General features: G+C 65.5%; 2 protein-coding genes. One reads left to right on the top strand and one right to left on the bottom strand.

The window, feature by feature from the left end; genetic code table 11:
• Positions 1 to 59: 59 nt before the first annotated feature.
• Positions 60 to 9,875, bottom strand: a complete 9,816-nt coding sequence (locus RAM80_RS24460; protein ID WP_416422981.1) for a retention module-containing protein — start codon at positions 9,873 to 9,875, stop codon at positions 60 to 62.
• 572 nt (positions 9,876 to 10,447) lie between these two features.
• On the opposite strand from RAM80_RS24460, the gene RAM80_RS24455 reads away from it, so the two are divergent.
• Positions 10,448 to 11,803 (top strand): TolC family outer membrane protein, encoded by a 1,356-nt coding sequence (locus RAM80_RS24455; protein WP_416422980.1) that lies wholly within the window; start codon positions 10,448 to 10,450, stop codon positions 11,801 to 11,803.
• Positions 11,804 to 11,822 lie beyond the last annotated feature (19 nt).

The following is an 11,822-nucleotide window of genomic DNA, read 5'->3' as shown; positions in this document are numbered from 1 at the left end:
TTGCAGCTTGCAAAAAAATCCCGCCATCGTGGCGGGATTTTTTCTTCAGCGGTGAAGCGTCATGCCACGTCCACCTTCAACGAATGATCCCCCAGCATCCCGCTGACGATGGTCGCCGTGTCATGGGACGAGATGGTGCCGCCCGAGCCCGGGGTAACCCCGTAGTGGCTGGCCAGGTCGACGCCTTTCAGGTCGATGGTCTGGCTGGCCGCGCCGCCGGCGGTGGTGCTGACGTCGATGCTGGAGACCAGCCCCGAGCCGCTGCCGGTGACCTTGAAGTGCAGGTAGCTGTCCAGGGTAGACGCCGTGGCCCCGTCACCTTGCAGCAGTTGCGACAGGTCGAGCTTGTCGGTGCCCACGGTGAAGTCGGTGATGGTGTCGTGGCCCGAGTTGCCGGCCAGGTACTTGAAGGTGTCGGCACCGTCGCCGCCGGTCAGGGTGTTGTTGCCCAGGCCGCCAATCAGGGTGTCGTTGCCGCCCCCGCCGTTGATCACGTCATTGCCCGCGCCGCCGGTGATGACGTTGGCCTGGCTGTTGCCGGTCAGGTGGTCGCCGTAATCGGAACCGATCAGGTTCTGGATGTTGACCAGCTGATCGTGCCCGGCATTGACGGTGTCCTGCACCCCGGTGTTGCTCAGGTCGACCGTCACCGGCCCCTTGGCGTTGTGGTAGCTGACCGTGGTCACGCCGGTGCCGCCCTGGAACACATCGTCGCCAGCGCCGCCCATCATGAAGTCGTGGCCCGCCACGCCCACCAGCTTGGTGCCGCTGTCGTTGCCGATCAGGATGTCATCGCCCGCCGTGCCGGTCAGGGTATGGCCGGCCTGGTAGGTGATGGTCGCCGCCGCGGTGTCGCTGCCGCCATGGTTGTCGGTGACGGTGTAGGTCGCCGGCAGGTCCGGGGTATAGCTGGCGGCGCCGGCATAGTTGATGCTCATGTCCAGGCTGTAGGTGGTCTGCCCGGTGTGGCCGCTGGCGTGGCTGATGTGGATGGTGTAGTCACCGTCGCTGCTGGCAGTGAGCTCATTGCCGTTCAACGTGGTGTAGGTATTGCCGGTCTTGAGGCTGAAGGCCAGGTGGCTGTTGCCGTTGTCCGCCAGGCTCAAGGTTTCGCCGGCGTTCAGGTGCACCGTGATGTTGTCACTGGCGTTGGCATTGCTGCCCGAGCCCAGGAAGCCGGCGACCATGAGCAGTGCCGTGGTGCCGCTGGTGATGCTGAACTCACTGCGGTCCAGGGTCTTGGTCTGGTTGAGGCTGGAATTGCCGGTGCCGGCGAACTGGATGGTCTGCACCGTGATGGCGGTGAAGTCCGCGCCCTTGGGCGCCCAGCCGGTGTCGAAGCCGGTGTTGGCCACGGTCAGCGGGTCGCCGTTGGCATCGGTGTCGTTGGCCGTCAGGGCCTCGCTCGGCACGATGATGGTGGACGACAGGATGTTGGTGATCACGTGGTCGGCAGCCGCCACCGGTGGCGAGTTCGGCGTCACGGTGATGCTCAGGTTGGCCGGGCTGGACAGGTCGCCGTCGTTGTCGGCCAGCACGAAGCCCACCTTGTCGGTGAAGGTCGAGCTGCCGCCACTGGACGCGGCGGTGTAGGTGTAGGCGCCGGTGTCCATGTTCACCACCACGGTACCGCCGTGGCTGCTGGCCACGCTGATGCTGTTGGTGGTCGTGTCGAACGTACCGTGGCTGGTGCCACCTTCAGTGGTCATGCCGCCGGTGCCGTTGTTGGCCTTCGGATCGTAGGTGTAGGTGGTGCCGTCGACGGTGATGGATTTGACGAAGCCACCGTCGGCGCCAAAGCTGCCGTTGGTCAACAGGGTACCGGCCAGCGATACGCTCTGCACCGTGCTGCTGAGCACGTTGTTGAGGTCGTTGAGGTTGGTGACTACGGTCGAATTGGTGTTGGTGCCGGTGGTGCCGTCGTAGGCGATCGGGTTGAGGTACTGGGCGTCGACGCCGTTGCCCAGGCCAATGGCGTAGGCCTTGATGTCGTTGGCATTGAGGAAGTCGGTCCAGGCCTTCTCCTCGGTGGTGTCGATACCGTCGCCCAGGTTGGGGTTGGTCTGGCTGCCCGACTGGCCGTTACCCGATGTCGGGTGGGTGCTGGACAGGGTCGGGTTGCCGTCCGAGAAGAAGTACGCCACGTTCTGCCCGCCCACCAGCTTGCCGTTGGTGGTGAAGGCGTTTTCGGCCGCGCTCAGGGCGTAGTCGTAGTTGGTGCCGCCGTTGGCGTGCAGGCCGGCGATGTAGGCCTTGGCAGTGGCCACGTCGACCCAGACGTTGCTCGGGGTCTCGGTGCCGTTGCTGAAGGTCACCACCTGCACTTTCACGTCGCCCATGCCGTCGTACTTGTCCAGCAGCGCGCTGATGGCCTGCTTGGCCAGGTCCAGGCGCGACAGGTTACCCACGCCGGACGGATCGTCCATGCTGCCCGACACGTCGATCACCAGCAGCACGTTGGTGTTGAGTTCCGGGGCGATGGCCACGCGGTCGATGGCGCCCGCCTGGGGCACGTCATCGGTGATGTTGATCACCAGTTGGTTGGTGAGGCTGTTGCCCTGGCTATCGGTGCCGCGGTAGGTGATGGTGTCGGTGGTGGTGTCGGCGCCGTTGTTGGCCGATGGGTCGGTCTTGGGTGCCGAGGTCAGGGTGTAGGTGTAGCTGCCGTCGGCGTTGAGCTGGATCACCCCGTGGGCGGTGGTGAACAGGCCGTTCACCGCGCCTTCGATGCTGTAGGTAATGCCACCGCTGCCGCCGGCGATGGAGCCTGCCACCGAGCCGGTGGTGGTTTCGGCGGTGGAATCGGGGTTGCTGCCGGTGACGGTGCCGGCGGCCAGGTCCTTGCCGTCCTGGTTCAGGTCCAGGGCGGCTTCGGCCACGGTCACGCCCGGGCCGTCGCCCGGCACGATGTGCAGGCCGGCGCCGCCGACCTGGATGGTGACGGTGGTGGTGCTCAGGTCACCGTCCTTGTCGGCCATGGTGTAGGTGAAGGTGTCGGTCACGTCGCCATGGTTCGCCGCGTTGGCGTTGGCGTGATAGGCACTGCTGCCGTCGGCCGCGATGATCAGCTGGCCATACAGCCCCTCGATGACGGTACCCACGCCGGTGGTGACCGGCTTGCCATCCAGGCCGCCGGCGCGCACGCCGACCACGCCGTAGAAGCCGTCGGCCCCCGCCACGTCGTTGCCTAGCACGTTGCCCTGCACGGTCTGGCCTTCGAGGATGTGCGCGGAGTCCGGATAGGCCTGCGGCTTGTCATCGACGATCTTGATGGTCAGCTGGCTGGCCACGTGGTTGCCGACGCTGTCGGTGGTCACCAGGGTGAAGGTTTCGGTGGTGCCGATGCCGTGCACCTGGGGGGCACTGGTAAGGGTGTAGGTGTAGGTGCCGTCGGCGTTCATGTGGATCACGCCGTACTGGCCCTGCAGGTCGCCGCTGGCGTTGGAGCCGTAGAGGCTGTAGTTCAACGCACCTACCCCGCCGGTCACCGAACCGGCAACGGTGCCGCTGGCGGTTTCCGAGGTCCAGTCCGGGTGGCTGCCGGTGGTGTTGCCGGCGGCCAGGTCGTTGCCGTCCTTGGTGGTGTCCAGGGCAGCTTCGAAGACGGTGACGCCGTCGACGTTGGTGGCTTTCAGGTGGGCGTCGTCGACCTTGATGGTGAGCGTGGTGGTGCTCAGGTCACCGTCCTTGTCCGCCACGGTGTAGGTGAACACGTCGACGCCGAAGTGGCCGACCGAGTTGGCGTTGGCGTGGTACACGCTGGTGCCGTCGGCAGCGATGACCAGTTCGCCGTACTGGCCCTGGATCACGGTGCCGACGCCGCTGGTGACGGCCTTGCCGTCCAGGCCGCCAGCACGCACGCCAACCACGCCGGCGAAGCCGTCGGCGCCCGACACGTCGTTCTGCAGCACGTTGCCCTGGGCGGTCTGGCCCTCGGTGATGCGGGCAAAATCTGCGTAGGCCTGCGGCTGGTCGTCGACGATCTTGATGGTCAGCTGGCTGGCGACGTGATTGCCGACGCTGTCGGTGGTCACCACGGTCAGGGTTTCGGTGGTGCCCAGGCCCGCCACTTGCGGGGCGCTGGTGAGGGTGTAGGTGTAGGTGCCGTCGGCGTTCATGTGAACGACGCCGTACTGGGTCTTCAGGTCGCCATTGGCATCGGAGCCGTACAGGCTGTAGGTCAGTGCGCCAACACCGCCGGTCACGGAGCCGGCGACGGTGCCGCTGGCGGTTTCCGAGGTCCAGTCGGGGTGGCTGCCGGTGGTGGTGCCGGCGGCCAGGTCGTTGCCGTCCTTGGTGGTGTCCAGGGCGGCTTCGAACACGGTGACGCCGTCGACGTTGGTGGCCTTCAGGTGGGCGTCGTCGACCTTGATGGTGAGCGTGGTGGTGCTCAGGTCACCGTCCTTGTCCGCCACGGTGTAGGTGAACACGTCGACGCCGAAGTGGCCGACCGAGTTGGCGTTGGCGTGGTACACGCTGGTGCCGTCGGCGGCGATGACCAGTTCGCCGTACTGGCCCTGGATCACAGTGCCCACGCCGCTGGTGACGGCCTTGCCGTCCAGGCCACCAGCGCGCACGCCAACCACGCCGGCGAAGCCGTCGGCGCCTGACACGTCGTTCTGCAGCACGTTGCCTTGGGCGGTCTGGCCCTCGGTGATGCGGGCAAAATCTGCGTAAGCCTGCGGCTGGTCGTCGACGATTTTGATGGTCAGCTGGCTGGCCACGTGGTTGCCGACGCTGTCGGTGGTCACCACGGTCAGGGTTTCGGTGGTGCCCAGGCCCGCCACTTGCGGCGCGCTGGTGAGGGTGTAGGTGTAGGTGCCGTCGGCGTTCATGTGAACGACGCCGTACTGGGTCTTCAGGTCGCCGTTGGCATCGGAGCCGTACAGGCTGTAGGTCAGCGCGCCGACGCCGCCGGTCACGGAGCCGGCCACAGTGCCGCTGGCGGTTTCCGAGGTCCAGTCCGGGTGGCTGCCGGTGGTGTTGCCGGCGGCCAGGTCGTTGCCGTCCTTGGTGGTGTCCAGGGCAGCTTCGAAGACGGTGACGCCGTCGACGTTGGTGGCCTTCAGGTGGGCGTCGTCGACCTTGATGGTCAAGGTGGTGGTGCTCAGGTCACCGTCCTTGTCCGCCACGGTGTAGGTGAACACGTCGACGCCAAAGTGGCCGACCGAGTTGGCGTTGGCGTGGTACACGCTGGTGCCGTCGGCGGCGATGACCAGTTCGCCGTACTGGCCCTGGATCACAGTGCCCACGCCGCTGGTGACGGCCTTGCCGTCCAGGCCGCCGGCCCGCACGCCAACCACGCCGGCGAAGCCGTCGGCGCCCGACACGTCGTTCTGCAGCACGTTGCCCTGGGCGGTCTGGCCCTCGGTGATGCGGGCGAAGTCAGCGTAAGCCTGCGGCTGGTCGTCGACGATCTTGATGGTCAGCTGGCTGGCCACGTGGTTGCCGACGCTGTCGGTGGTCACCACGGTCAGGGTTTCGGTGGTGCCCAGGCCCGCCACTTGCGGCGCGCTGGTGAGGGTGTAGGTGTAGGTGCCGTCGGCGTTCATGTGAACGACGCCGTACTGGGTCTTCAGGTCGCCGTTGGCGTCGGAGCCGTACAGGCTGTAGGTCAGCGCGCCGACGCCGCCGGTCACCGAGCCGGCCACAGTGCCGCTGGCGGTTTCCGAAGTCCAGTCCGGGTGGCTGCCGGTGGTGGTGCCAGGCGCCAGGTCCTTGCCGTCCTGGTTCAAGTCCAGGGCGGCCTCGAAGACGGTGACACCGTTGACGTTCTTGGCGTGCAGGCCCGAATCGGTGACGTTAATGGTGACGGTGGTGGTGCTGATGTCGCCGTCTTTGTCGATGATCGAGTAGGTGAAGGTATCAGTGGCGCCCGCCTTGCCTACCGAGTTGGCATCGGCGTGGTAGATGGCGGTGCCATCGGCCTTGATCAGCAGTTCACCGTAGGTGCCCTGGATGACCGTGCCCACGCCGCCGGTGACTGGGGTGTTGGTGTTGCTGCCGGCGCGCACGCCGATCACTGCGGCAATGCCGTCGGCGCCACCGACGTCGTTGGCCAGCACGTTGCCTTGCGCGACAAGGCCCTCGGTGATGGACACGCTGTCGGGCACTGCCACCGGGGCGTCGTCGACGATCTTGATCGACACCTGGCTTTCAACGTGGTTGCCGACGCTGTCGGTGGTCACCAGGGTGAAGGTGTCGAGGGTGCCAATGCCCGGCACTTGCGGGGCAACGTTGAGGGTGTAGGTGTAAGTGCCGTCGGCATTCAGGTGCAGGGTGCCGTACTGGCTGGTGACATTGCCGTTGGCGTCGGAGCCCAGCAGGCTGTAGGTCAACTGACCGACGCCGCCAGTGACAGAACCGGCGACCGTGCCGGTGCCCACTTCGCTGGTCCAGTCCGGGTGGCTGCCGGTGGGCAGCGCCGCTTCGAACACGGTGGCGCCATCGACGTTGGTGGCCTTCAGGCCCGCGTCGGTGACGTTGATGGTGATGGTGGTGGTGCCGATGTCGCCGTCTTTGTCGATGATCGAGTAGGTGAAGGTATCGGTGGCACCCGCCTTGCCTACCGAGTTGGCATCGGCATGGTAGATGGCGGTGCCATCGGCCTTGATCAGCAGTTCACCGTAGGTGCCCTGGATGACCGTGCCCACGCCGCCGGTGACTGGGGTGTTGGTGTTGCTGCCGGCGCGCACGCCGATCACTGCGGCAATGCCGTCGGCGCCACCGACGTCATTGGCCAGCACGTTGCCTTGCGCGACAAGGCCCTCGGTGATGGACACGCTGTCGGGCACTGCCACCGGGGCGTCGTCGACGATCTTGATCGACACCTGGCTTTCAACGTGGTTGCCGACGCTGTCGGTGGTCACCAGGGTGAAGGTGTCGAGGGTGCCGATGCCCGGCACTTGCGGGGCAACGTTGAGGGTGTAGGTGTAGGTGCCGTCGGCATTCAGGTGCAGGGTGCCGTACTGGCTGGTGACATTGCCGTTGGCGTCGGAGCCCAGCAGGCTGTAGGTCAACTGACCGACGCCGCCAGTGACAGAACCGGCGACCGTGCCGGTGCCCACTTCGCTGGTCCAGTCCGGGTGGCTGCCGGTGGGCAGCGCCGCTTCGAACACGGTGGCGCCATCGACGTTGGTGGCATTCAGGCCCGCGTCGGTGACGTTGATGGTGATGGTGGTGGTGCTGATGTCGCCGTCTTTGTCGATGATCGAGTAGGTGAAGGTATCGGTGGCACCCGCCCTGCCTACCGAGTTGGCATCGGCATGGTAGATGGCGGTGCCATCGGCCTTGATCAGCAACTCGCCATAGGCGCCCTGGATGACCGTGCCTACGCCGCTGGTCACAGGCGTGGAAACGTCGCTGCCCACGCGCACGCCGATCACCGCGGCAATGCCGTCGGCGCCGCCGACGTCATTGGCCAGCACGTTGCCTTGAGCCACAAGCCCCTCGGTAAGGGTGGCGGTGTCGGGCACTGCCACCGGCGCGTCATCGACAATCTTGATCGCAACCTGGCTTTCCACCTGGTTGCCGGCGCTGTCGGTGGTCACCAGGGTGAAGGTGTCCAGCGTGCCCACCCCCGACACTTGCGGGGCGACGTTGAGGGTGTAGGTGTAGGTGCCGTCGGCATTCAGGTGCAAGGTGCCGTACTGGCTGGTGACGTTGCCGTTGGCATCGGCGCCCTGCAGGCTGTAGGTCAGTGCGCCGACGCCGCCCGTGACCGAGCCGGCCACGGTGCCGGTGCCCACTTCGCTGGTCCAGTCGGGGTGGCTGCCGGTGGGCAGCGCGGCTTCGAACACGGTGGCGCCATCGACGTTGGTGGCCTTCAGGCCCGCGTCGGTGAGGGTGATGGTGACGGTGGTGGTGCTGACATCACCGTCCTTGTCGACGATCGAATAGGTGAAGGTGTCGGTGACCGAACCGTCGTTGGCGACGTTGGCCTTGGCCTGGTAGCTGCTGGTGCCGTCGGCGTTGATGGTCAGGCTGCCGTACACGCCTTCGATGGCCACGCCCACGCCGCCAGCCACGGGAGTGCTGGTGTTGCTGCCGGCGCGCACGCCTACCACGCCGCCGAAGCCATCGGCCCCGCTGGCGTCGTTGCCCACGACGTTGCCGATGTCGACCTTGACGCCTTCGGTGACCGACGCGGTGTCGGCCACGGCATGGGGCACGTCATCGACGATGGTGGTGGTCAGCTGGGTGGTGGCGGTGCTGCCATCGGTGTCGGTGGCCACCACCTGGAAGGTGTCGGTGAGGGTGTTCGGGCCCTGGACGTCAGGGTGGGTGTCGGCATGGGTCAGGGTGTAGGTGTAGCTGACCACGCCGGTAGTGGGGTTGTAGCTGTTGATGGTCAGCGTGCCCAGCTGGGTGACGATGCTGACCGGCGAGCTGATGCCCACGCCGCCGGTGACCACCGCGACGCCGCCGATGGTCAGGGTCTGCAGGCCATCGGGGGCGGTGACGGTGAACTGGCCATTCTGCGACAGGGCCCCGGCGTTGGGGCTCGAACCGTTGTCCAGGTTGGCTTCGTTGACCGTGGTGTTGAGGCCGCCCACGGTGGGTGCGGTGATGGTCACCGGGTCGTTGATGTTGTTGATGTTGAGCGTCAGCACCGCGGTGCTGGTGTCGCCATCGGCATCGTTGAGGGTGTAGGTGAAGCTGTCGGTGCCGCTGCCACCGCCGTGCAGGTTGTTGAACGCCTGGCCGGCCGCGTTGAGGGTGTAGGTGTAGCTGCCATCGCTGGCCAGCACCAGGGTGCCATAGGTGCCGGTGTAGGTGCCGGCGGTGATCGGGCCGCTGGTGGCGGTGATGGCGATGCGGTCGGCGCCCTGGATGTCGTTGGTCAGCACGTTGCCGGTGAGCACCAGGTGCTGCTCGGTGGCGGGGGTGGTGGGGTTGTCGTTGACTGCCTGGGGCACGTCGTCGACAACGGTCACGGTCACCGAACCGGTGCTGGTGGTGCCGTTGGAGTCAGTGGCGCTGACGCCCAGGTTCTCGCTGACGGTGTTGGCGCCGCCACCGGCTGGCTGGGTATCGGGGCCGGTCAGGGTGTAGCTGTAGCTGACCTGGCCGGTGGTGGGGTTGTAGCCGGTGATGGTCAGGGTGTTGCCCAGGCCGGTGGTGATGGACTGGCCCACGCCGACCACCACGCCGTTGTTGATCACGGTGATGCCGCCTACCACCAGGCTGGTGAGGCCATCGGCGGCGGTGACGGTGAAGCTGCTGCCCTGGGTCAGGGCCGAGGCTTGCGGGTTGGAACCGTCGGCCAGGTTGGCCTCGTCGACGCTGACGCCGTTGCCCAGGCCAGTGAGGGTGATGCCGTTGTCCACCGCCACCAGCGCCGCGGCGTTGGTGTTGGTAGCGCCCAGCACCTGGGGCGTGGCGAAGTCAGGCACGCCGTTGAAGCCTGCGGTGGGGTAGCCCACCACCGGGTCGACTACGCCGGCGGTCTCGGTGAGCAGCACGAAGCTGTGGCCGCCACCGGCCTCGCCGCCCGCAGCTGGGGTGCCCGCTGCAGCCGGGCCAGCGGCGGTGGCTTCAGCCGCCTGGGTAGGGTCGGCACCGGCGGCGATGGCTTGCTGGATTTTCTGTACGTCGGTCAGCTCGGCCTGGCTGGGCGCGGCGACTTCCTGGGTGGCCACGTGCGGGGCCATGTCGCCCAGCATGTTCTGGTTGAGCGTGACTTCGCTGCCGCGCCCCAGGGTCAGTTCCTTGCCGTTCTGCAGGTGCACCGACACGGCGCCATCGGCGCCCGTGTCCAGCTGCTCGCCGACGAACAGCCGGTCGCCCTGATGCACCGCGCGGCGCGTGCCGTCGGCGCCGATCGCAAATACCTGTCCGATTACCTGACTGACTACACCAATCAACGTGGCCATTGTGCACTCCTCATCTGCCGCTCTGGGCATGGGGTTTTGCAGAAAAAGTGCTATCGGCTTCGCGTGTGGTCGTGGCTGATGAGTCTGCTGAGGGCTCCCAAGAAGGAGCACTACCCGGCGCTAGAGTTCAGGCCCTACCTAATCCTGGAAAAAGTCTTCCTCATGAACTAAAACTTCAATTAATTCAAAGAGTTTGATGAAAACTTGTACCAGTGAAGTTACAGGATAAACGTTGGCACTGCGGGTGACAATTTTTTGTCGCCATAATTTCTCCTGTTTCCTCCCCTTCGCTACATCCCCGCCCTATGCTGCAAAAATTTGTTGAACTTTTCTTCGCCGCCCGTAACTCTCCGGTTTAACTGGGTCACGCGGGTGGCCTGGAGAGAACAATGTCTCGAAATCGGAACACTGCATAAGTTTTTTTTAGAATAAGAGTTATGCAAAAAAGTTCTTAGATTTCGCTAAGGATGTTCTTAGCTCTCATGTTACAAGCCTGAAACGGATTGGCCCTTATTTTTCGCCATTTTTTTGGCGATTGCTGCACCACTTAAAGACTCAGGGAGATTCACCCCATGCGCGTTTACACCCCCATCTGCAGCGCGGTCTTGATCGCGATGGCCTGCGCCCAAGCCCAAGGCATGACGCTGACAGAGGCGATTCAGAGCACGATCAGCTACCACCCCGAAATCCAGTCGAATCTGAATAACCGCCTGTCCGCAGATGAGGATGAGAAAGTCGCGCGCGGGGGCTACTACCCCACCGTCGACCTGGTGGCCGCGTACGGGCGCGCGCGCACCGACAGCCCCACCACCCGCGCCATCGAGGGCAACAGCCCCGAGAGCCTGAACTACACCCAGTCCGAGCTGCGCCTGCGGCAGATGCTGTTCGACGGCTTCAACACCCCCAACGAAGTGCAGCGCACCAAGGACGTGGTCAACTCGCGCGCGTACTACCTGCGCGGCACCGCCGAGACCCAGGCCCTGCGCGCCATCGAGGTTTACCTGAACGTGCTCAAGCAGCGCGAGCTGGTGACCCTGGCCAAGAACAACCTGCAGGCGCACCTGCGCGTCAACGACCAGATCGGCCTGCGCAGCGAGCGCGGCGTGGGCAGCACCGCCGACGTCGACCAGTCCCGTGCCCGCCGGGCCCTGGCGGAGAACAACCTGTACACCGCCCAGGTCAACCTGGCCGATGCCGAGGCCAACTTCTTCAGCACCGTGGGGCGCATGCCCGACGAGCTGGAAGCCCCGCCCAGCATCCGTGGCGAAGTGCCCACCGACATCCTCGCCGCGCGCCAGGCCATGCTCGAGAACAACCCCTACCTGAAGTCGGCCCAGGCTGACGTGGCCGCCGCCGAAAGCCAGTACGAAGTGGCCAAGTCGCCGTTCTACCCACGCTTCGATGCAGAGCTGGCGGTGGACGCCAACAACAACATCTCCGGCGAGCAAGGCCGCGACAACGAGTGGCGTGCCGGCGTGGTGATGAACTACAACCTGTTCAAGGGCGGCAGCGACAAGGCCCGCCTGCAGTCCGACGCGCACAAGATCAACCAGGCCATGGACATCCGCAACAACGCCCTGCGCATGCTCAACGAGAACCTGGCGCTGGCCTGGCATGCCATGGACAACGCCCACACCCAGACCCCGTACGCGCGTGAATACGCCGAGACCACCACCAAGGTGCGCGCCGCCTACCAGGACCAGTTCGGCCTGGGCCAACGCACCCTGCTCGACCTGCTGGACAGCGAGAACGAGCTGTACACCGCCAACAGCCGCTACACCGAAGTGCGCTACACCGAGGAGTTCTCGATGTACCGCGTGCTCGCCAACATGGGCGTGCTGCTGGAGAAAGAACGCGTGGTACTGCCCAACGAAGCGGTTGCCCAGACGGAAGTGAAGAACGAAGCACGCCTTCCGGACATGAAGTAACGGCACCTTGGGTAACTGC

The organism is Pseudomonas sp. App30 (assembly GCF_047947025.1).
Taxonomy (GTDB): domain Bacteria; phylum Pseudomonadota; class Gammaproteobacteria; order Pseudomonadales; family Pseudomonadaceae; genus Aquipseudomonas.
This window is presented reverse-complemented; position numbering and strand designations above follow the sequence as displayed.

Excerpts from the sequence above, each read along its gene's own strand:
- RAM80_RS24460 (WP_416422981.1), bottom strand. The coding sequence starts at position 9,875 with ATGGCCACGTTGATTGGTGTAGTCAGTCAGGTAATCGGACAGGTATTT.
- RAM80_RS24455 (WP_416422980.1), top strand. The coding sequence starts at position 10,448 with ATGCGCGTTTACACCCCCATCTGCAGCGCGGTCTTGATCGCGATGGCC.